Genomic DNA, 21,589 nt, shown 5'->3' with positions numbered 1-21,589 from the left:
TATTTCCACCGTAGCACGGTACCCCGGGGGGTATCCGGAACGAGTGCGGGCGGCGGACGCGTGACGATGCGGCCGACGGTGGAAACCGGATGACGCAGACCGGGTGGCGGAGGCGGGATGGTGGAGACCGGGCGGCGGACACCGGGCAGGCAAAAGTACGTGTACGGTGTCAACGAAAAATGTCATGGCAGTGAATCAATGCGCCGTGTACGCTGGAGCGATGACGGACAACGCCGTTTCCCCGGTCGGGCCCCTGGTCACCGGTTCCGAGATCGCTCGGCTGGCCGGAGTCACGCGGGCGGCGGTCTCCAACTGGCGCCGGCGCTACGACGACTTCCCCGCGCCGGCGGGAGGCGCCGCCAACAGTCCGCTCTACGCGCTCGCGGAGGTCCAGGAATGGCTGGACAAGCAGCGCAAGGGCCAGGAGGTCTCACCCGAGGTCGAGTTGTGGCAGGCGATGCGGGCCGCGTACGGCGAGCAGATGATCGCGGGCCTCGCGGCGGTGGCCGCGGCACTGGCGGGAGAGCCGGGCCCGGATCTCCCGGACGCCGTCGCCACCCGGGTACGGGATCTCGCGCGGGCCGGGCAGCCCGTCGACCTGGTGAACGGACTGACGGAACGTTTCATGGACTCCGCTCGGCGGGCGGGCTCGGACCAGGTGACCCCCGAGCGCGTGGTGCGCGCGGTGCGCCACTTCGCCCCCGAACTGCCGGCCGACGCGACGGTCTTCGACCCCGCCTGCGGGATCGGGGTGCTGGCCCTGTCCGTCGCCTCCGGGACGGCGACGCGCTGCTACGGCCAGGAGTCGGACGCCGACAGCGCCCGTTTCGCGGAGCACCGCGCCGGACTGCTGGGCCGGACCGCGGTGCGCATCGTGGCGGGTGACTCCCTGCGGGCGGACGCGTGGCCGGACCTCAAGGCGGATCTGGTCGTCTGCGACCCACCGGCGGGTGTGACCGAGTGGGGGCGGGAGGAACTGCTGCTGGACTCGCGCTGGGAACTCGGCGTTCCGTCGAAGGCCGAGGGGGAACTCGCCTGGCTCCAGCACGCCTACGCGCACACCGGACCGGGCGGCCACGTCCTCATGGTCATGCCCGCGTCGGCGGCCTACCGCAAGGCGGGCCGCCGCATCCGCTCGGAACTCGTACGCCGGGGCATCCTGCGGCAGGTGGTCGCCCTGCCCCCGGGGACGGCGACCTCCCACGCGCTGCCCGTCCACCTGTGGTGCCTGCGGCGCCCCGGGGACAAGGCGGGCGCGGACACGAACGACACCGTGCGCCTGGTCGACCTGACCGGCAACGGCCCCGACGGATGCCTGGAGCCACGCCCCGATCAGGTGGCCGACGTTCCTCTGATCGAACTCCTGGACGACACCGTCGACCTGACGCCCGGCACCCATCTCCGGGCCCGGCACCGGGACTATCCCGGGGAGTACGCCGCCCTGCGCGAGGAACTCGAGGACCTGGTCCGCCGACTCGCCGCGCTGCTGCCCGAGTTGGTGGCCGGTGGCGGACCCGGCTCGCTGGACGCCGCCACCACCAGCATCGCGGATCTGGCCCGCGCCGGACTCGTCGCCTACGAGGGGCCGGAGCCGGTCTCGGCCAGCGAGCAGCTCGACACCGACTATCTGCAGGGGTTCGTGCGCAGTTCCGTCAACGCCCGCCGGTCCACCAGCGCCAGCGGGACGTACCGCCTCGACGGCAGGGGTTCCCGCATCCCCCGCATGGGCATCGACGACCAGCGCCGGTACGGCTCCGCCTTCCGGGCGCTCACCGCGTTCGAGGAGGGCTTGCGCAAGGCCGACGAGCTGAGCCGGCGACTCGCCGAGATCGCCCGCGAGGGCCTCGCCACCGGGGCCCTCGCGCCACGGGAGTGACGGCTGGGCCGCCGGTCAGGCCGCGTCCGGCACGAACGGGCTCCGAGTCCCGCTCCACGTGACGCTCAGCGCTTCGCGGGCGCGCGTGCAGGCGACGAAGAGCAGACAGCGTTCCCGGAGCAGATCGGCGTCGTGCTGCACCGGGTCCGCCTCACGCGGGGTGATCTCACGGGCGAACGGGACCGTGCCCTCGGCCGCGCCCAGGACGGACACGGCGCGGAACTCCAGCGCCTGGTCGACATCCCCGGCCGGCTTCACACGACCCGGTACGAATTCCGGCAAAAACGCCGCCGATGACCCCACAGGCGTCATCATCGACACGGACGACAACACCCCGGCCCAACTCGCCGACACCCTCACCGCCCACCTCACGGAAACGAGCCCGTGCCCCGGCTTCAGGACGCCTCCGTGGTCGTCGCCCGCACCGAAGACGGCCGGGTAGCCGTCCTGTCCTCCGCAGCGCCGCTGCTCGCCGACCGCACCCAACCCGAAGGAGCACCTGAATGCTGAAACGTACGGGAACTGTCGTGGCCGCTGCTGCCGTTGCCGCACTTGCCCTCCCCGCCGACGCCCAGGCCGCCGCCGTCGCCTGCGGCGGGTCCGTCTCGACCCAGGGCATCACCGGTAACGGCTGTATCAGCGCGGAGCGGTGGAAGGACGGCCACGTCTTCATGCGCAACATCACCGCGCACACGGTCCTGACGAACACGCGCCCGCATGCCTCCTGGGTGGAGTACGAGGCGTACTTCCGCGTCGTCTCGGGCGGTCACTGGGTGAAGATCGGCAACGGGCGTACCGTCGTCCAGCGACGGTCCACGGTCGGCCCCATCGCCATCGGCTCCACGGACCGCGTCTGCGGCCCGGTCAACGTCAAGGTCGAGATCCGCGTCCATGTCAGGCCCGCAAGGGGTGCCTGGTCCAACTGGAGCAGCGCAGCGACCTCCCAGTGCCAGACCTGACGCTGCCAGACCTGACGCTGCCAGACCTGAGCCCCGGCACACGCGGTGCCCCCGCCTCCGCGACCAGGAGGACGGGGGCTCTCGTGTTCCTGCGGCAAAGAGTGTGCGTCCCGTCTTCACGGCCGACGGTCGTGGCGATCGAGGCCGCCCGTGACAAGGACGGCTCGGTGGTCGTGTTCCCCGCGCTGCCCGTTCAGGCGTAGCCGCGCGGGGTGCTCACCTGCGCGGACGGTCCGCCGAGGAACCGACGGGCCGTCATGTGGCGCGGGATCAGCGGCCGTTTCCGCGAGCGGCAGTGACGGTACGTCATTCAAGTAGATGGTGAACACGTTCTCGGTCAACTTCCGTGCCTAACGCGACAGGCGCGCCCCCTGTCGCTAGCGCGACTCGAGGAACTCGATCGCCCGCCGAGTCAGGAGCTTGGCGGCCTCCGGGTCGTAGGACGGCAGCGAATCGTCCGCGAACAGGTGCTCGTCCCCGGGGTACAGGAACAGCTCCGCGTCGGCGCTGCCGGAGACGAGCGCACGGGCGGCGTCGACGTCCTCGGCGAAGAACGGATCGGCTTCCTTCGCGTGCACCTGCACCGGCACATGGCCGGGCCATGCCGCACCGAACTCCGCCACGGGGATGCAGGCGTCCACCAGGAGCGCGCCCCGAGCGCCGGCCCGCGTCTGCGCCAGCTTCTGGGCGGGCAGCACGCCGAGCGAGATGCCGACGTACACGCTGTCCTGAGACAGCGGTTCGGCCGCGCGGACGCCGCGCTCGGTGATCTCGCCGTACCCGACCTGCTCCACGTAGCGCATCCCCTCGTCGAGGGAGCCGAAGGTGCGCCCCTCGAACAGGTCGGGCGTGTGGACGGTGTGACCGGCCGCGCGAAGCTCCTCGGCGAGGGCGACGATTCCGGGGGTCAGCCCCTGCGCGTGATGGAACAGTACGACCTCTGCCATGCCCAAACCCCTTGCGTACAGGTAGCGGTGATCCGGAACCGCAGAGTAATCCGCACAGTGCCGGTCAGCGCCCGCTCACACCCCGGCCGGCGCCGTCAGCACTGCCCGCACGGTCTTGCCGCTGGGCGGGTAGGGGACGGTGTCCCAGTGGTCGGCGAGGGCGGCGACGAGTGCCATGCCGCGCCCGGAGGTGGAGAGGGCGTCGGGGTCGACGCCCAGGGGATCGATGTGCGGGTGGAGGTCCCCGTGGGCGTCGCTGATCTCGACGCGGAGGCGGCCGGTGGGCGGGTCGAGGTGGAGCGTGAGCCGGAAGCAGCGGCCGGGCACCCGGCCGTGGAGGGCGGCGTTGGCGGCCAGCTCCGCGACGACGAGTTCGGCACGCTCCGTCAGGTCCTGCGGGGCGCCCCAGGACCGCAGTTCGGTCACGGCGAGCAGCCGGGCGAGCCGGGCGCCGCGCCGCGTGGACGACAGCAGCTGCGTGAAGGTGCGGACGGGAGCGCCGACTTGGGGTGTCGCGTGGTTCATGACGCCAGAGTGGCGGCCGGGCACGGGCGGTGACGAGCGCCGCGCCCCGTACGCCGGGTCAGCGTACGGAGGCGGGGAGCCGAGGGTGCGCCGGGTTCTCCGGCACGCCGGGTGGTGGGCGCGGGGCGGCGCGAAGGGCGGTCCCGGTGCGGTCCGGGCAGACCCCGGTCATCGACTACGCGCATGGGCACGCCAGTTCGGGCATGGTGCGGTTCGGGGAGCAGGTCACCACGGACAGGGACAGGTACGCGGGACGTTCGAGGTAGCAGCCGTACGACACGTCGGCGCCCGAGTCCAGCCGCTCGGCGGCGGAGTCCACCAGGCGGGCCAGGCGCGCGGTGTCCCGGTCGCTCTCCGACGCGAACCGGGGCGCGTACTCGGCCAGCCGCTCACCGAGCCAGGCCGCCGCCTCCTTCGCCTCGTCCCACGTGCCCCGCACCAGTGAGCGGGGCTTGACGAGCCAGTACGCCGTCTCCAGGGGCGGGAGGTCCGACGTCCGGAACTCCGCGGCCACCTGGCGGTAGCGCTCGATCAGTTCCGGCCTGCCGCCGGCCGGGGGCGGATCGGGGTGCGGGGGCCGCCGCAGGGCCTCGTCGTCGAAGCGCGCCTTCGGGCCGGTCCAGAGGTAGGCGTGGTGGTGCATGGGCTGTTCCCGCTTCGAGGAGCGCCGGCCGGGCACGGGGGAGGGCCCGGCCCGGCCGGCGGTAGGGAAGAGAGGGGGGAGGGGAGGGTCAGACGCCGAGGCCGAAGCGCGCCGGGTCGATACCGGCGGTGTCCAGCTCCTCGGTGGTGAACCGCAGCGGCTGCGCGTCCGGCCGCTTGCTGTCGCCCAGGGCCCAGGCGTCCTCGCCGATCCGGGCCAGGGTCACGCATCCCTCGGTGCAGGGGCCGCCGCACGCCTTCGTGAAAGAGGCCCCGCTGATGTCGAGCGCGTACAGGTTGGTTCCGTTCCGCATGACTGCACCTTCCAGTTCGTCCGAACACGGCCAGGACCGGCCGCCGCCGCCCGTGGCGGGCGGCAGTTCACGGGAGCGAGGGCGGCCGCCGCGCTGTTTCCGCAGGTGAGCGGTGTGCGCGGACGGTTTCTCCTGGCTCTCCGTGACCTCAGGGTGGCGGTCGGACGGGGGCGGGGACGAGTGTGGCACCCCGTACGCTGAGTCAGCGTACGGACACGAAGAGTGGACGGTACGTCTGATGATCCGTCAGGCTGGAGGTGAACGCGGACGGCGCGAGGAGCCGTCGTGGTGCGGTCCGGAGGAGAGGAAAGGGGCGGCGGATGGACGTGGTCGGAGTCGAGGGGGAGGCGGCCGGAGGCGGAGCCGGTGCGCGGGCGGTTCCGGCGGGGGAGTGGGAGCGGGAGCCGCATCCGTCGGACAGCCTGAGGACGTTCGGCGCCGTCGTCCAGGCGCTGCGCGAGCACGCGGGGCTCAGCCGGGTCGACCTGGGCGCTCGGGTCCAGTACTCCAAGCACACGGTCGAGTCGGTGGAGTTGGGGCGCCGGATGCCGGACGAGGCGTTCGTGGAGCGGGCGGAGGAGGCCCTGGGAAACACGGGGGCACTGCGGAAGGCCGCGCGGCATCTGACGCGGGGAGAGGCGGGGCTGGTGGCGTGGTTCCGGCGGTGGGCTCGCCTGGAGCGGGAGGCGGTGAGCCTGTGCACGTATGAGTGCCGGCTGGTGCCGGGGCTGTTGCAGTCGGAGGCGTACGCGCGGGCGGTGTTCGAGGGGACGATCCCGCTGCGGACGGACGAGGAGCTGGAGATGCAGCTCGCCGCACGAATGGAGCGGCAGGCGATGATGCGGGAGAGGCCGACAGTGCCGTTCAGCTTCATCGTCGAGGAGCATGTGTTCCGGCGGCTATTCGGGGATGCGGAGGCGATGCGCGGCCTGGTGGAGCATGTCCTTGAACTCACCGCCCCGCGCAATGTGACGCTTCAGGTGGTGCCGGTAGAAGCTCGGTTGCACGCGTGTCTGGATGGGCCCCTACAGATTCTGGAGACGTCGGAGGGGCGACGGCTCGGGTACTCCGAGGGACAGAAGAACGGGCGGCTGATCTCCGACGCGAAAGAGGTGACTGTGCTCTGCCAACGCTATGACACACTGCGCTCGCAGGCCCTGACTCCCACAGAATCCCGGGACCTGCTGGAGCGACTGCGAGGAGAGCTATGAGCAGCGGTAAGTCGGAACTCGCCTGGTTCAAGTCCAGCTACAGCGGCAGCGAGGGCGACAGCTGCGTGGAGGTCGCGATCGCCGACCAGGCCGTCCACGTACGCGACTCCAAGGACGTGGCCCGCCCGGCCTTCGCCGTCGGCCGCGAAGGCTGGGGGCAGTTCGTACGGTTCGCGTCGGAGCGCTGAACGACGAGATGGCGTGCCGTCCGCCGAGAGGTGGGCGGCACGCTTCCGCAGTGCTAAGTGATCCGGGCTCGAAGTCCTCCGGGGGGTGTTGTCTGGGCCTTCAGGTGAAGGCGGCTTCGAGGAGGGCTTCCGCGGCAGCGGTACGGGCGTAGAGGACGGAACGGCCGACGCGGTGGGCGCTGACCAGACCCGCGTTGCGTAGCGCGACGAGGTTTTGGGACACCCCGGCCGGCGACAGTCCGGTGCGGTGGGCCAGTTCAGTGGTGGAGGCCGGGGTATCCAGTTCGGTCAGTAACAGAGCTCGTGAGCGGCCGAGGACGGGGGCGAGGGTGCAGGCGCCGATGGCAGGCCGCGTTTCCCATAGTGTGCCAATGCCTCTTGCTGGATAGGCGAGTTGTGGTGGGTCCGGCGGTCGCACCCGGGTGCGCAGGCCGGGGCCGGTAAATGCGGACGGGATCAGCAGCAGTCCCGCGCCTGCGGACTGGCGGGGCGTGTTTTGTTTCCGGTGAACCAGCGTGAGTGCGTTGTCGTCCCAGCTCACCGAGGTGTGCAGGTCGTTGAGGGCGTGGCCCGCTCCGTGCTCGGCGACTGTGCGGGCCCGGTGGAAGATGTCGGCGTCCAGTACCGCCCTGATCCGTGCCCAGTAAGGGGCGAGCGCCAACTCCCAATACCTTTCGATTTCTTCTGTGACCTTGGTCAGCCCGGAGGGCGGATCGGCACGAAGGCTCGATAGGCGTGGGCCGAGATGTCCTTGGTGGCGAGCGAGGTGGTCAAGGTCCTGGCGTACCCGGTCTGCGGGTGAGGCCAAGATCGCCTCCCACTCCGACGCCGGTGCGGGGGCCGGTTGGTCGGGTGCCGGGTTGAGGAAGTCGGGCACGTAGCCGGAGGATCCGATCAGCTCGGCAAGCCACCCGCGGTCCAGGCCGGCTGCCAGCACGCGTGGCCGCACCTGCTCGACCCAGCGCCGGTGGACCGGATGCGCCGTGTTCGATGTCAGCAGGCGGAAGCTGGGCGCGACCTCCCACATCGGCGAGATGGCGAACCGCACTATCGCGAGATCGTTCGCTGAGAACGCCAGCTCCGCCACGACAACTGCCCCTCAATCGATTCAGGTATGCGTTAATCAATGGCCCGCCAGGCTACCGTGCGCCGATCATCCCGCCATGACCTCACAGACGATCAACGCGGCGGCATCGGGCACCTGGAAGCTCGGCGACCGCGTAGTCAACCGGATCGGCTTCGGCGCGATGCGCCTCACTCAGCACGGCGAGGCGTTCGCGCCCGACGCCGTCCCGCGCGACCGCGATCAGGCGATCAAGGTGCTGCGCCGTGCGATCGAGCTCGGCGTGAACCACATCGACACCGCCGCGTTCTACTTCTCACGGCTGCGCTCCGCCAACGAACTGATCAATCGCGCCCTCGCGCCCTACCCGGACGATCTCGTCGTCGCCACCAAGGTCGGACCCGGCCGCGACCCATCAGGTGCCTGGCTGCCACACGCCACCCCTGGGCAACTGCGCTGCCAGGTCGAGGAGAACCTGCGCCAGCTCGGCCGTGACCACCTCGACGTGGTCAACCTGCGCATCGTCGGCACCGATTCCATTGCCGAACGCTTCGGCGCGCTCGCCGAACTGCGTGACGCCGGACTCATCCGCCACCTGGGCCTCTCTAACGTCCGTCCCCACCACCTCGCCGAGGCCCAGGCCATTGCACCGGTGGTCTGCGTCCAGAACATGTACGGCATCGGCGCCTCGCCCGAACAGGAAGACCTCCTGCGCATCTGTGGTGAACAACGCGTCGCGTTCGTGCCGTTCTACTCGATCGCAGGTACTGGACGAACCGCCGGCGCCCCTGCCGACGACAGCGGCACGGTGCACACCCTCGCTCACGCCCGGGGAGTGAGCACTGCCCAGGTCCGGCTGGCGTGGACGCTGCATCGCGGCCCGCACGTCCTGGCCATTCCCGGCACCGGCGACCTCGACCACCTCGCCCAGAACGTGGTGGCCGGCTCTCTACGCCTCTCCGAGGACGAACTGGCCGACCTGGATTCCCTCCAGCACACAACCGCTTGACCAAGTCACCCCGATGACGTCCTGACCCGCTTCTCCTGATCGGCCCGCCTGCCGTGCCCGCTGCCGCCGCCCGCCCGATGTCGCTGACCGCCTCGCGGAGGTACCGAACGACGACAGGAACGCAGTGCTGCGACCACTCTTCGTTGACGTTGTCGACAAGCTGATTCGACAGTTGACTGCCCGGTGCCTCGGCAAGTCGCCGTGGTGAGAGCTGGGCCGGGGCCCGCATCCAGGCCGGGGCTGCGGGGAACCCGGGGTGTGTGAATCGGGGAGGTGCCTGTGATCGGTGGTGAGGTCTTGGGCTTGGACGAGGTGTTGCGAGCGGCGGAGGACGCCGCTCCGGTGGAGTCCGTGGACGTGGTGGCCCGCAACCTGGAGAAGCGGCTGTCGGCGGCGGAGGTGTCGTTCCTGTTCGTCGACATGATCGGCAGACAGGCCATCCGCCTGCCCAGAGCCGACCGTGCGGGGAACGGACGCGGCGAGGCGGAGCGGATGGAGCTGGAGGGCAGCCTCTACGACCGGGTGCTGCGCACCCAGCGCCTCTACCAGGAGGACGACGGGGAGGGCGGCTACCGACTGCTGGCGCCGGTGACGAACCGCGGCGACTGCATCGGCGTGCTGGACCTCGTGGTGCCGCACATGGACGACGCGGTCCGTGACGCGGTGGTGGAGGCAGCGCACGCGCTGGCCTACATAGTGGTCACCGACCGCCGCTTCACCGACCTGTACCACTGGGGCCGGCGCACCACCGTCGTGAGCCTGGCGGCGGAGATCCAGCACCAGCTGCTGCCGTCGGCGTCCTGCTGCGAGGCGGCCCAGTTCACCCTGGCGGGCGGCCTGGCCCCGGCCGACGACATCGGCGGCGACACCTACGACTACGCCCTCGACCAGGACACCCTGCACCTGTCGATCACGGACGCGATGGGCCACGACACGGCCTCCGCGCTGCTCGCCACGCTGACCGTCGCCGCCCTGCGCGGAGCCCGCCGCTCAGGCCGCAGCCTCACCGACCAGGCGTACGCCGCCCACCGGGCGATCACCGGCAACGCCCGCGGCATGACCACCGGCCAGCTGCTGCGCGTGAAGCTGGACAGCGGCGTCTGCGAACTGGTCAACGCAGGTCATCCCTGGCCGCTGCGGCTGCGCGGCGACCGCGTGGAGGAGCTGGCCCTCAAGATCAATATGCCGTTCGGGATGCCCGCCCCGGTCACCTACGAGGTGCAGCGGCTCCTCCTGGAGCCGGGCGACCGCCTGGTGCTGATCACCGACGGCATGCACGATCGCCGCGCCGCCGCGGTCGACCTGCCGGCACTCATCCACGACACACGCGGCGAACACCCCCGCGAAGTGGTCCAGGCCATGATCGCGGCGGTCCACGCCGCGTGCGGGGGCCAGCTGGCGGACGACGCCACCACCATGGTGCTGGACTGGCACGGCAGCCGCTCAGGACTGCGCCACACCCACGGCGGCTCCAACGCCTGACGGCCACGGACCGCGAGCCCGGCACCGCGAGCCCGGCACCGCGGGACCGCCGGCCCGGCGTCGCGGCCCCCTGAAGGGCGCACGCCGGACGACGGTCTCCCGCCGGGCCGCGAGGGACGCCGGCCGGTTCCTCAGCCGGCGGAGGTGCGGCGGCCGCCCCGGCGGTCCGGGCCGCGGCCGCCCGATGCGGCAGCGCCGCCCCTGGCCCCGTCGGCCGCCGAACGCCGCCCGGACGCGCGGACTGCCTTGCCGGCGGCGGTGCCGGCCGTCGAGCCGCCCACGGAGGGACGGCCGGATCCCCGGCTCCCCGCCCTGTTGTCGGTACCCGTCGCAGTCTTGCCCTCGCCGCCGCCGCCGCCACCACCGCCGCGGCGCCGGCGGCCGGACCGACCGCCGGGCTTGGCGCCGGGCTTGCGCTCCGCGCGGGAGACCTCCGGCGTCGCAGGCCGGGGGATCTCGATGGTCACGGGCACACCGGAGGGCTCGCGGGCGCCGGTGATGGTGGCCAGTGCGGCGTCGCTCGACGTGACACGGGCCGTCCGCGGGCGGATGTCCGCGTCCGACATGAGCCGGGTCACGTCCCGCTTCTGCTCGGGCAGGACCAGCGTCACCACGCTGCCGGAACCGCCGGCGCGGGCCGTGCGGCCACCCCGGTGGAGGTAGTCCTTGTGGTCCGTGGGGGGATCGACGTTGACGACGAGGTCGAGGTCGTCGACGTGGATGCCCCGGGCCGCGACGTTCGTCGCCACCAGGGCGGTGACCTCGCCGTTCTTGAACTGCTCCAGGGTGCGGTTGCGCTGCGGCTGCGAGCGGCCCCCGTGCAGTGCCGCCGCGCGGACACCGACGGCCAGCAGCCGCTTGGCGAGCCGGTCGGCGGACCTCTTGGTGTCCAGGAAGAGGATGACCCGGCCGTCACGGGCCGCGATGCGCGTGACGACGGCCTTCTTGTCGGTCTCGTCCTGCACGTGGAGCACGTGGTGCTCCATGGTGGTCACCGCTCCCGCGGACGGGTCCACGGAGTGCACCACGGGGTCGGTCAGGAACCGCTGCACCAGCCGGTCGATGTTGCGGTCCAGGGTGGCGGAGAAGAGGAGCCGCTGCCCGTCGGGCCGCACCTGCTGGATCAGCTTCGTGATCTGCGGCAGGAAGCCCATGTCGGTCATCTGGTCGGCCTCGTCCAGCACCGTTATGCGCACCTGGTCGAGCACGCAGTCCCCGCGTTCCACCAGGTCGTTCAGCCTGCCCGGGCTCGCCACGACCACCTCGGCGCCGCGCCGGAGCGTGGCGGCCTGCTTGGTGATGGACAACCCGCCGACCACGGTCGCCAGCCGGAGGTTCACGGCCGTCGCGTAGGGGGTCAGCGCGTCCGTCACCTGCTGGGCCAGCTCACGCGTGGGCACCAGCACGAGGGCGAGCGGGGCCCTGGGCTCCGCTCGCAGCCCGGCCGTACGGGCCAGCAGCGCCAGCCCGAACGCGAGGGTCTTGCCGGAGCCGGTGCGTCCCCGGCCCAGCAGGTCACGGCCGGCGAGCGAGTTCGGCAGCGTGGCCGCCTGGATGGGGAACGGCGTGGTCACGCCCTGCGCGGTGAGGGTCTTCAGCAGCCCCGCGGGCATGTCGAGAGCGGCGAAGTCCTCGACGGCGGGAAGTGCGGGTGTCGTGCTCTCCGGCAGCCGGAACTCTTTCGGCGACGACGCGGACGGGCGGGGCGACGAGGCGCGCCGGTTCGGCTTCTGGGGCCTGCGGGTCATGCAGTTGACTGCCTTTCTGAGAACAGCACAAACCGGGGTCCGCACCATGACGGTGCGAACCCCGGTGAGCGGATTACGCGTCCGGCGATCAGGCGGGGACGATGTTCTCCGCCTGCGGGCCCTTCTGGCCCTGCGTGACGTCGAACGAGACCCGCTGGCCCTCCTGGAGCTCACGGAAGCCCTGGGACTGGATGTTCGAGTAGTGCGCGAAGACGTCGGGGCCGCCGCCGTCCTGCTGGATGAAGCCGAAACCCTTTTCGGCGTTGAACCACTTCACGGTTCCCTGTGCCATGACATTCTCCTTCTGTAGGCAGAGGCCCCATCCGGAGAAGCCGGAAAACAACTAATGCGCCCGATGGAGAAACATTCCCGTCAGGCGCACATAGGTTCATGGGTACCACAACTGCAACACCAGAAGCTTAGCACAGCTCGCGGGTCGGCGCGGCGAAGGTGCCCGCGGGGGGTGCCGTCGGTCCGTCCGCGCCCTGCCCGGCGAACAGGACTGGGATAAACTGTGACAAACGTGTCCGGGCCTGCCGGTCCCTCGGGCGGCTAAGCCGCCCCGAACGGCACGGGACGGCGGCCGGTACCCGCTCGACCAGCGGGAGACCCGCTCCAGCACGGCCAGGGGGCCGTCGCCTTCCCGCACTCCGTTCCCCCGTAGGTCGGCTCATGGACCTCAACACCATCACCGAAGTAGTCCGGCGACCGTCCGAGCGGCCGGGCGCGGACTGGCACGACGGCGACGCCTGGCTCGCAGGCGGAACGTGGCTCTACTCCGCGGAGCAGCCGGACCTGCGCCGGCTGATCGACCTGACGGCGCTGCCCTGGGAACCCGTAGTGCCCACCGACGACGGCCTGGAGATCGGCGCCACCTGCACGATCCGCGACCTGTACGCCTTCCCGTGGCCCCGGGACTGGACCGCCGCGATCCTCTTCCGCAAGAGCTGCGAGGCCTTCCTGTCGTCGTTCAAGGTCTGGAACGCGGCGACCGTCGGCGGGAACATCTGCATGTCCCTGCCCGCCGGCCCCATGATCACGCTGACCGTCGCGCTGGAGGCGCGGTACGAGCTGTGGGCGCCCGACGGCTCCGTCCGCTTCGTCGACGCCCTCGACTTCGTCACGGGCGACCACCGCAACGTCCTCGCCCCCGGCGAGATCCTCCGGCGCGTCACCATCCCGGGGTACGCGCTGCGCGGACGCACCGCGCACCGCCGCTTCACACTGACCCGGCTCGGCCGTTCGACGGTGTTCCTCGTGGGCACGCAACGGCGGGGAGCGAGCGACCTGGCCCTCACCGTCACGGCCGGCACCACGCGGCCGGTCCGCATCGCCTTCGACTCCCTGCCCGACGCCCGCACCCTGCGGCAGAGCATCGACGCCCTGCCGGCCGGTGTCTGGTTCGCCGATCCCAACGGCACCCCCGACCACCGCCGGCACCTGACACGGCACTTCGCCGAGGAGATCCGCCGCGAACTCACGGCAGGGGACCTGGCATGAACTACATCGTCAACGGCAGGGAGTTCGGCCAGGAGCCGGCGCCCGGCCAGTGCCTGCGCACCTTCCTGCGCGAACTCGGTCACTTCGGCGTCAAGAAGGGGTGCGACGCGGGCGACTGCGGCGCCTGCACGGTGTGGCTGGACGGCGCGCCGGTCCACAGCTGCATCACCCCCGCGTTCCGCGCGGACGGCCACGAGGTGACCACCATCGAGGGCCTCGGACGGCCCGGCGCCCCGCATCCGATGCAGCGGCAGTTCGAGGACGCCCCCGGCTTCCAGTGCGGCTTCTGCACCGCGGGGATGATCATGACGTCGGCGACGCTCACCGAGGAGCAGAAGGCGGACCTGCCGAGGGCGCTGAAGGGCAACCTCTGCCGCTGCACCGGATACCGGGCGATCGAGGACGCCGTGATGGGCGTCAGCGCGGTGGAGCAGGCCGCGCCGGGCAAGGCCGTCGGGACGAGCGTCGGCGCTCCGGCCGGCCATGACGTGGTGACGGGGCACGCCGAGTTCACCATGGACACGCACATCGACGGCATGCTGCACCTGAAGGTGCTGCACTCGCCGCACGCGCACGCCCGCATCCTCTCGATCGACAGGAGCGCCGCCCTCGCGGTGCCCGGCGTGCACCGGGTCTACACCTGGGAGGACGTGCCCCGCAGACGCTTCACCACGGCTATCCACACCGACCACCTGGTCGACCCGGACGACACCTACATCCTCGACGACACGGTCCGCTTCGCCGGCCAGCGCGTCGCCGCGGTCCTCGCCGACACGGTCGGCGCGGCGGAGGAGGGCTGCCGGCGTCTCGCCGTCGAGTACGAGGTGCTGCCGGCGGTGTTCGACCCGGAGGCGGCCATGGCCGACGGCGCACCCCGGCTGCACGGCTCCCACGACCCGTTCGTCCGCGACCCCGCCCACAACATCCTGCTCGAACTCCACTCGCACATCGGGGACGTCGACGCCGGATTCGCCGCGGCCGACGTGGTCCACGAGGGCACGTACTTCTCACCGCGCGTGCAGCACGCGCACCTGGAGACCCACGGCGCCCTCGCCTGGATGGAGAACGGCAGGCTGAACGTCCGCACCAGTTCGCAGTCACCGTCGATCGCCAAGGTCAAACTGGAGTACCTGTTCGCGCTGCGCCCGGATCAGCTCAGGGTGTTCTGCAGGCGCGTCGGCGGCGGCTTCGGCGGCAAGCAGGAGGTGATCGCCGAGGACCTCGTCGCACTGGCCACCCTCGACACCGGACGGCCCACCTGTCTCGAGTACACCCGTGAGGAGGAGTTCACCACGGCCTCCCCGCGGCACCCGATGACCCTGACCGTCAGGCTCGGCGCGAAGGCCGACGGAACGCTCACCGCCTTCCAGGTGCGCAACGTGTCGAACACCGGCGCCTACGGGAACCACGGCGGCGAGACGCTGTACGCGGGCGGAGCCGCCGTCATGATCTACCGCTGCCCCAACAAGAAGTACGACGCGTACTCCGTCTACACCAACACCGTGCCGAGCGGGGCGCTGCGCGGGTACGGGATGACGCAGCCGGCGTTCGCGGTCGAGTCGGCGATGGACGAACTGGCCCGTGCCCTGCACCTCGACCCGCTGGAACTGCGCCGGCGCAACATCGTCCGGCCGGGTGAGCCCCTGGTCGCCCTGCACGACGGCCCCGACGACGTCGTCTTCACCGAGGACGGGCTCGCCAAGTGCGTCGACATGGTGGGCGACGCCCTGGCCCGTACCGCCGGCCTGCCGCCTCCCGGCCCCGAGTGGTTCGTCGGAGCCGGCGTGGCGAGTTCCCTGCACGAGACCGCGCCCCCGACGGAACACATCTCCGAGGCCTGGGTCACCCTGGGCGACGACCTCATCTACGAACTCGCCGTCGGAACCCCCGAGTTCGGGGAGGGAACCTCCACGGCCCACGTCCAGATCGCGGCCAGCCAGCTGGGCACGACGCCTTCGCGGATCCGCCTCGTCCAGTCCGACACCGACCGCACGGGATTCGACACCGGCGCCTTCGCGAGCGCCGGCCTCTTCGTCGCGGGCAACGCGGTCCTGCGCGCGGCCAACGCCGTACGCGACCGGATCCTGGAGTTCGCCGCGGCGCACACCGGCGTCCATGTCGTCATGTGCGCGATGGACGACGACGGTGTCGTCTGCGGGGACCGGCGGGTCCCGCTGGCCGAACTCGTCGCGCTGGCCCGCACGCGCGGCATCCGCTTCACCGCCGCACGCAAGGCGTACGGCTCGCCCCGGAGCGTCACCTCCAACACGCAGGGCTTCCGGGTCGCCGTGCACCGCGTGACGGGCGAGATACGGATCCTGTACAGCGTGCACGCGGCGGACGCCGGAGTGATCATCAACCCGGCGCAGGTCCGGGGACAGGTGGAGGGCGGCGTCGCCCAGGGGATCGGCTTCGCGCTGACCGAGAACCACCACGTCGACGCCAACGGCGTGATGGTCAATCCCAACCTGCGGAACTACCGCATCCCCGCCTACGCCGACGTCCCCCGCACCGAGGTCCTCCTGGTGGGCTCGTCGGACTCGGTGGGGCCCATGCGGGCGAAGGGGATGGCCGAGTGCTGCATCAACCCGGTGGCCCCCGCGCTCGCCAACGCGGTGCACGACGCGACGGGCGTCCGCTTCCGCGCCCTGCCGCTGACCCCGGAACGCGTATACGGCCGACTCCCCGCGGAGCAGTCGGTGCCGGCGGGCTGAGCCGCATGGACACCGGAAGGAGCGCGGCCGCCGCGGCGACGGCGATCATCGGCCAGAAGGTCCTGCCCGGACTGGAACGGGAGTACGAGTCCTGGCAGGAGGACCTCAACACCGCGGCCACCTACTACCCCGGCTTCCTCGGCGCCGAGATCTCCCCGCCGACACCGCTGCAACCCGAGTGGGTCGTGGTGTACCGGTTCGACTCGGTGGCGCACCTGCAGGCGTGGATCAACAGCGGGACCAGGCAGACGTATCTCGACGTCGGCGCCAGGTACTTCGACGGTCCGGCGACCCAGCAGGTGGTCAGCAGCGGCACCCGGTCCCTGGATCCGCTGGTCACCGTGGTGGTCACCCACCGCGTCGCCCCGAACCAGGTGGACGCCTTCCTCGACTGGCAGCACCGCTTGGTCGAGGAGGAGAGCAAGTTCGAAGGGTTCCGCGGGACCGAGCTCTTCCGCCCCATCGAGGGGCTCCAGGAGGAGTGGACCACGCTGTACCGCTACGACAGCGCCGAGCACCTCGACGCCTGGCTGACGTCGCCCCAGCGGCAGCGGATCCTGGCCGAGGGAGAGAAGTTCAGCGACTTCGCGCTGCACACGATCGACAACTCGTTCGGCAGCTGGTTCGCCTTCGAGGGCAACGGAAGACAGGCAGCGCCACCGCCCTCCGAGACCAGGACCTCCCTCGCCATCTGGGTCGGCCTGTACCCGACCGTCGTGCTGCTGACGCTCGCCCTGTCCCCGCTGCACATGCCGCTCTGGATCGGCCTGCTCGTGGGCAACCTGCTGTCGAGCCTCATCATGAGCTTCCTGACGATGCCCTACTACGTGAACCCGCTGCTCGGGCGATGGCTGCGGCCGCCGCCGGACGAACCGGCGGTGAGGTCCAACCTCCGTGGCCTCGCCGTCGTCGCGTTGGCGATCGCCTTCTGGGCCGTCGTCTTCTACCTCGCCACGGTCCGGCTGTGGACCCTGCCCTGACCGGCGGCGGCGACACGGCGCACGGGTGAGTCGGCACGCCCGCCGACCGCCGGCCGGACCTGTCCTCCACGTCCCGGCCGGCCGCCGAGGGCCGGCCGGGACGCCGGACTCAGGCGAGGTCGAACCGGTCGAGGTTCATGACCTTGTTCCACGCCGCCACGAAGTCGCGTACGAACTTCTCTCCCCCGTCCCGGGACGCGTAGACCTCCGAGACGGCCCGGAGCTGGGAGTGCGCGCCGAAGATCAGGTCGACGGCGGTGGCGGTCCACTTGACCTCGCCGCCGGCGCGGTCCCGGCCCTCGAACACGTTCTCGTCCGTGGCCGACGCCTTCCACTCCGTGCCCATGTCGAGCAGGTTGACGAAGAAGTCGTTGGTCAGGAGCCCCGGCCGGTCGGTGAGAACACCGTGGGAGGACCCCCTGAAGCCGGTGTCCAGGGCCCGCATGCCGCCCACCAGCACCGTCATCTCGGGAGCGGTGAGCGTCAGCAGGTTGGCGCGGTCCAGCATGAGGGTCTCCGGCGACAGCTTCTCGCCCTCCGGAAGGTAGTTGCGGAAGGCGTCCGCCCTGGGCTCCAGCACGGCGAACGACGCCGCGTCGGTCTGCTCCTGCGTGGCGTCCGTACGCCCCGGTGCGAACGGGACCCTGATGTCGTACCCGGCGTTCCTCGCGGCCTGCTCGACGGCCGCGCACCCGCCGAGAACGATCAGGTCGGCGAGTGAGACACGCGTCCCGCCCGTCCGGGACCGGTTGAAGTCCTCCTGGATCCCCTCGAGCGTGCGCAGCGTCTCGGTCACCTCGGGGACGTCGTTGAGCTCCCAGTCCTTCTGCGGCGCGAGCCGGATGCGCGCTCCGTTCGCCCCGCCGCGCTTGTCGGTGCCGCGGAAGCTCGCCGCCGACGCCCAGGCGGTGGTGACCAGCTGGGACAGGGAGAGGCCCGAGGCCAGGATCCTGCCCTTGAGGTCGGCGACGTCCTCGTCCCCGACCAGTTCGTGGTCGACGGCGGGAACCGGGTCCTGCCACAGCTGCGGTTCGGGAATCCACGGGCCGAGGTAGCGCGAGACGGGGCCCATGTCGCGGTGCAGCAGTTTGTACCACGCCTTGGCGAACGCCACCGCCAGCTCGTCCGGGTTCTCGTGGAACCTCTTCGTGATCGGCCCGTAGACCGGGTCCACCTTCAGCGCGAGGTCCGTCGTCAGCATCATGGGGGCGTGCCGCTTCGACGGGTCATGGGCGTCGGGCACGATGTCCCGGGCCGCGGGATCGGTGGGAGTCCACTGGTGGGCGCCGGCCGGGCTGCTCGTCAGCTCCCACTCGTACCCGTAGAGATTGTCCAGATAGCCGTTGTCCCACCTGGTCGGCTCGGTGGTCCACGCACCCTCCAGACCGCTGGTGAGCGCGTGGGGGCCCGCACCGCTGCCGTAGGTGTTCCGCCAGCCGAGGCCCTGCTGCTCGATGGCGGCGGCCTCGGGTTCCGGGCCGATGTAACTGGGGTCGACCGCGCCATGACACTTGCCGAAGGTGTGGCCGCCGACGATGAGCGCGACCGTCTCCTCGTCGTTCATCGCCATGCGGCCGAACGTCTCCCGGACGTCCCGGGCGGCGGCCAGCGGGTCAGGATTCCCGTTGGGCCCCTCCGGATTGACGTAGATCAGTCCCATCTGCACGGCGGCGAACGGACCGGTGAGTTCCCTGTCGCCGCTGTAACGCTCGTCTCCGAGCCAGGTGTCCTCGGGTCCCCAGAAGATCTCCTCGGGTTCCCAGATGTCCTGCCGTCCGAATCCGAACCCGAACGTCTTGAATCCCATGGATTCCATGGCGCAGTTTCCGGCGAAGACCAGCAGATCGGCCCAGGAGATTTTCCGGCCGTACTTCTGTTTGACCGGCCACAGCAGACGGCGCGCCTTGTCCAGGCTCGCGTTGTCCGGCCAGCTGTTGAGGGGTGCGAAGCGCTGTGCGCCGCTGCCGCCACCGCCGCGGCCGTCCTCGATGCGGTACGTCCCCGCGGCATGCCAGCTCATCCGGATGAAGAGCGGCCCGTAGTGACCGTAGTCGGCGGGCCACCACTCCTGGGATGTCGTCATCACCTCGAAGACGTCGCGCTTCAGCGCGTCGACGTCGAGGGTCGCGAACTCCTTCGCGTAGTCGAAGTCCTCGTCCATCGGATTGGACCGGGGAGAGTGCTGGTGGAGAACCTGGAGGTCCAGCTGATTCGGCCACCAGTCCCGGTTCGTCCTGGGCCGTCGAGTCGGTGTGGGCGTCGGTGAAGGGATTGCCGGATTCTCGCTTTCACTGCCGGACATGCCCGTCCTTCTTCCTGTCTCGGTGCTGGAGAAGATGTTGTGCCGCGTCGGTATGGTCGCGCACCACGGACCACACCTCTATGAAACACGCGGAGCACCCCGCATGACAGAGGTGAGGGAAAAGGGCGGCCTTTCCGCTCGCTTGCCGCCTTTCAGTGCGAGCCGAATGCAATTCGGCAGACCCCGGACTCGCCCAGCAGGCGGCGGCCGTAAGGCGTGGGACCCCTCGACCGATGGTTCGGAAGCGCCGGTGATCAACCTCCCGCGTCCGGCGCAGAGCGCCGGTAGATGGTGTTGAAAGCTCGGGGCCCGGTGCCGTCCTGGCACCCGGGCCCCCTGACGCGTCCCGAAAGAAGAGGCCTCCGCGCCCTCGGCGAACACCGCCTGATCGCCCCCCTGCGCTCCGAAGGCGGCCACCGCCGCTACTCCCGCTACAACTCGATTGGGTAGATCCTGGTCGGTGCCGTACAGTTCACCGTACCGACGCGGGGTGGAGCAGCTCGGTAGCTCGCTGGGCTCATAACCCAGAGGTCGCAGGTTCAAATCCTGTCCCCGCTACTCAGACGTGAAGGCCCGGTGTCCACCGGGCCTTCACTGCGTGGGTCGTGCGGACCTGGCTCTGGATGGACAGGGCACCGCGGTCGCAGAAGACGTCAGAACAGAGCTTCTGTCGACGCCGCACCCCTCAAGCTCGAGCACCCTCCAAGCGGACGTGTCGGCCCGTGCCGTCTACGGCGAGGTGGGCACGTGCGGGCTGCGCAGGACGAGCAGGGTGATCTCACTGGGCGCGAAGACGCGGAACGGCGGGCCCCAGAAGCCCGTGCCCCGGCTGGTGTAGAGGAGGGTGCGGGTGCCGTGGTGGCTGAGGCCGGCGAGGGCGGGCTGGTCGAGGCGGACCAGATGGTGGAAGGGCCAGATCTGGCCGCCGTGGGTGTGGCCGGAGAGCTGGAGGTCGATGCCGGCGGCCGCCGCCCGGTCGACGAACTTGGGCTGGTGTGCCAGGAGCAGGACGGGCAGGCCTGGGTCGGCGCCGTCCAGGGCTCCGGCGAGGTGGGCGCGGTGGCCCGCCAGGCCGGAGGACTCGGCGGTGACATCGTCCACGCCGGCGACGACGAGGGTGTCGCCTCCGCGTTCGAGCAGCAGATGGCGGTTGCGCAGCGGCTCCCAGCCCAGCTCGTCCATCAGGTCGACCCAGCCCTGGGCCTCGCTGTAGTACTCGTGGTTGCCGGTGACGTACACACGGGCCCGGGTGGCCCGCACGGTACCGAGCGGAACGGCCTGGGCGCGGCGGCGTTCGGCCGTGCCGTCCGCGATGTCGCCGGTGTGGCAGACCAGGTCGGCTTCCAGGGTGTTCACCGTCTCGCAGACCCGTGCCGACCAGCGGGCGCGATCGAGGGGGCCGTAGTGCGTGTCGGTGATGAGGACTACGCGCAGGCCGTCCAACCCGGCGCCGAGTCGGGGGAGTCGCACGTCGAGCCGGCGCACGCGGGGCACACGACGGGCTTCGGCGTACCCCCAGGCGAGCATCAGGGCGCTTACGCCGAGGACCGCCCACGTGACGATTCGGGCCCGGTCCTGACTCCCGCCGACGTCGGCCGCGGTCAGGACGAGCCGCAGGACGGCGCCGAGAAGAACGGACCAGGTGAACAGGACCCAACTGGCCCCCAACAGGGTGTCACCGGCGATCGCCGCCCGGTCCTGCTGGCGCCGGCCGTGGCCGCGCACCATCGCGAGCGGCATGCCGACGAGGCCGAGGGCGAACAGCGCGGTGCCGACCAGCGTGACGGGCAGCGGCCAGTGCTGGCCGGTGTACAGGAGCACCCAGCAGGGCACGGCCCACAGCAGGACCGGGGCGATCAGGGGTATGTAGCGCATCAGGCGGTGCAGCCGGCTCGGCCGCGGTGCCCGCGCTTCCCCCTCGGCGGGCCGGGTGCTGCTGGTGTCGGTCATGCTTCCCCTCCCTGACCGGGCTGCCGTCCCGCGCACTGTATCCGGTCACCCCCGGGCCGGCCGGGCCGGCGTTCACTGGGCGGCCCCTCAGGCCGGCAAAGGGTGGTCAGCAGCAGCCGGGATGGCGTCCGGTCTGCTGACCTGCGCCCGCGGCAGGGGCCTCCTGCGCCGCCCATCGC

18 protein-coding genes, 1 tRNA gene and 1 pseudogene are annotated in these 21,589 nt (G+C 71.1%); 10 read left to right on the top strand and 10 right to left on the bottom strand.

Annotation, left to right across the window (positions count from 1 at the left end; translation table 11 throughout):
- Nucleotides 1-220: 220 nt before the first annotated feature.
- Entirely contained in the window at nt 221-1,876 is a 1,656-nt protein-coding gene (locus IE177_RS12590) for an N-6 DNA methylase (RefSeq protein ID WP_190015352.1), read from the top strand.
- Between the two features lie 15 nt (nt 1,877-1,891).
- On the opposite strand, the pseudogene IE177_RS12585 reads toward IE177_RS12590, so the two are convergent.
- A pseudogene (locus tag IE177_RS12585) lies at nt 1,892-2,110 on the bottom strand (3'-5' exonuclease); the annotation flags it as partial.
- A 269-nt stretch (nt 2,111-2,379) separates the two neighbouring features.
- Between IE177_RS12585 and IE177_RS12580 the strand changes: the two are divergent.
- Nucleotides 2,380-2,835, top strand: a complete 456-nt coding sequence (locus IE177_RS12580; RefSeq protein ID WP_190015351.1) for a hypothetical protein — start codon at nt 2,380-2,382, stop codon at nt 2,833-2,835.
- Between the two features lie 377 nt (nt 2,836-3,212).
- Here the strand turns inward: IE177_RS12580 and IE177_RS12575 are convergent, their stop codons facing one another.
- The 4 genes from IE177_RS12575 to IE177_RS12560 form a co-directional block, all read right to left on the bottom strand.
- Nucleotides 3,213-3,782 carry a dienelactone hydrolase family protein gene (locus tag IE177_RS12575; RefSeq protein WP_190015350.1) on the bottom strand — a complete coding sequence of 190 codons (570 nt, stop codon included), beginning with the start codon at nt 3,780-3,782 and terminating at the stop codon, nt 3,213-3,215.
- 75 nt (nt 3,783-3,857) lie between these two features.
- Complete coding sequence (locus IE177_RS12570; protein WP_190015349.1) at nt 3,858-4,307, bottom strand: ATP-binding protein; 450 nt, start codon at nt 4,305-4,307, stop codon at nt 3,858-3,860.
- Between the two features lie 175 nt (nt 4,308-4,482).
- Nucleotides 4,483-4,950 carry a hypothetical protein gene (locus IE177_RS12565; protein ID WP_190015348.1) on the bottom strand — a complete coding sequence of 156 codons (468 nt, stop codon included), beginning with the start codon at nt 4,948-4,950 and terminating at the stop codon, nt 4,483-4,485.
- A gap of 88 nt (nt 4,951-5,038) precedes the next feature.
- A complete protein-coding gene (locus IE177_RS12560; RefSeq protein ID WP_190015347.1) occupies nt 5,039-5,263 on the bottom strand; it encodes a DUF397 domain-containing protein in 225 nt (74 codons plus the stop codon).
- A 320-nt stretch (nt 5,264-5,583) separates the two neighbouring features.
- On the opposite strand from IE177_RS12560, the gene IE177_RS12555 reads away from it, so the two are divergent.
- Both IE177_RS12555 and IE177_RS12550 read left to right on the top strand, forming a co-directional pair.
- Nucleotides 5,584-6,474 carry a helix-turn-helix domain-containing protein gene (locus tag IE177_RS12555; RefSeq protein ID WP_190015346.1) on the top strand — a complete coding sequence of 297 codons (891 nt, stop codon included), beginning with the start codon at nt 5,584-5,586 and terminating at the stop codon, nt 6,472-6,474.
- Nucleotides 6,471-6,662 (top strand): DUF397 domain-containing protein, encoded by a 192-nt coding sequence (locus IE177_RS12550; protein WP_190015345.1) that lies wholly within the window; start codon nt 6,471-6,473, stop codon nt 6,660-6,662. Before IE177_RS12555 ends, IE177_RS12550 begins: the two co-directional genes overlap by 4 nt.
- Before the next feature lie 100 nt (nt 6,663-6,762).
- On the opposite strand, the gene IE177_RS12545 is transcribed toward IE177_RS12550, so the two are convergent.
- The gene (locus IE177_RS12545; protein ID WP_229816032.1) at nt 6,763-7,740 is read right to left on the bottom strand and encodes an ArsR/SmtB family transcription factor; all 978 of its coding nucleotides are present in this window, start codon (nt 7,738-7,740) and stop codon (nt 6,763-6,765) included.
- A gap of 85 nt (nt 7,741-7,825) precedes the next feature.
- Here IE177_RS12545 and IE177_RS12540 point away from each other — a divergent pair, with 85 nt between their 5' ends.
- Both IE177_RS12540 and IE177_RS12535 read left to right on the top strand, forming a co-directional pair.
- Entirely contained in the window at nt 7,826-8,734 is a 909-nt protein-coding gene (locus IE177_RS12540; protein WP_190015344.1) for an oxidoreductase, read from the top strand.
- A gap of 282 nt (nt 8,735-9,016) precedes the next feature.
- Nucleotides 9,017-10,216, top strand: a complete 1,200-nt coding sequence (locus IE177_RS12535) for a PP2C family protein-serine/threonine phosphatase (RefSeq protein ID WP_190015477.1) — start codon at nt 9,017-9,019, stop codon at nt 10,214-10,216.
- A 131-nt stretch (nt 10,217-10,347) separates the two neighbouring features.
- Here the strand turns inward: IE177_RS12535 and IE177_RS12530 are convergent, their stop codons facing one another.
- Both IE177_RS12530 and IE177_RS12525 read right to left on the bottom strand, forming a co-directional pair.
- Entirely contained in the window at nt 10,348-11,964 is a 1,617-nt protein-coding gene (locus IE177_RS12530; protein ID WP_190015343.1) for a DEAD/DEAH box helicase, read from the bottom strand.
- A gap of 88 nt (nt 11,965-12,052) precedes the next feature.
- Nucleotides 12,053-12,256, bottom strand: a complete 204-nt coding sequence (locus IE177_RS12525; protein ID WP_016578941.1) for a cold-shock protein — start codon at nt 12,254-12,256, stop codon at nt 12,053-12,055.
- A 380-nt stretch (nt 12,257-12,636) separates the two neighbouring features.
- Between IE177_RS12525 and IE177_RS12520 the strand changes: the two genes are divergently transcribed.
- From IE177_RS12520 to IE177_RS12510, 3 genes are read left to right on the top strand one after another with little or no spacing between them, the layout of a single operon-like run.
- Nucleotides 12,637-13,464, top strand: coding sequence for an FAD binding domain-containing protein (locus IE177_RS12520; protein WP_190015342.1), 828 nt, complete (start codon nt 12,637-12,639; stop codon nt 13,462-13,464).
- Nucleotides 13,461-16,178, top strand: coding sequence for a molybdopterin-dependent oxidoreductase (locus tag IE177_RS12515; RefSeq protein ID WP_190015341.1), 2,718 nt, complete (start codon nt 13,461-13,463; stop codon nt 16,176-16,178). Before IE177_RS12520 ends, IE177_RS12515 begins: the two co-directional genes overlap by 4 nt.
- Before the next feature lie 5 nt (nt 16,179-16,183).
- Nucleotides 16,184-17,158, top strand: coding sequence for an antibiotic biosynthesis monooxygenase (locus IE177_RS12510; RefSeq protein WP_190015340.1), 975 nt, complete (start codon nt 16,184-16,186; stop codon nt 17,156-17,158).
- 109 nt (nt 17,159-17,267) lie between these two features.
- Here the strand turns inward: IE177_RS12510 and katG are convergent, their stop codons facing one another.
- Nucleotides 17,268-19,460 carry a catalase/peroxidase HPI gene (katG, locus tag IE177_RS12505; protein WP_190015339.1) on the bottom strand — a complete coding sequence of 731 codons (2,193 nt, stop codon included), beginning with the start codon at nt 19,458-19,460 and terminating at the stop codon, nt 17,268-17,270.
- A 484-nt stretch (nt 19,461-19,944) separates the two neighbouring features.
- On the opposite strand from katG, the gene IE177_RS12500 reads away from it, so the two are divergent.
- Nucleotides 19,945-20,018: transfer RNA gene (locus tag IE177_RS12500), tRNA-Met, on the top strand.
- A gap of 171 nt (nt 20,019-20,189) precedes the next feature.
- Here IE177_RS12500 and IE177_RS12495 read toward each other — a convergent pair.
- Nucleotides 20,190-21,410 carry a metallophosphoesterase gene (locus tag IE177_RS12495; protein WP_190015338.1) on the bottom strand — a complete coding sequence of 407 codons (1,221 nt, stop codon included), beginning with the start codon at nt 21,408-21,410 and terminating at the stop codon, nt 20,190-20,192.
- Between the last annotated feature and the right edge of the window lie 179 nt (nt 21,411-21,589).

Origin of the sequence: Streptomyces lucensis JCM 4490 (genome assembly GCF_014650035.1) — a bacterium.
Lineage (GTDB): Bacteria > Actinomycetota > Actinomycetes > Streptomycetales > Streptomycetaceae > Streptomyces > Streptomyces lucensis.
The sequence above is the reverse complement of the archived record's forward strand: the minus strand, read 5'-3'. Positions and strand labels throughout refer to the sequence as shown.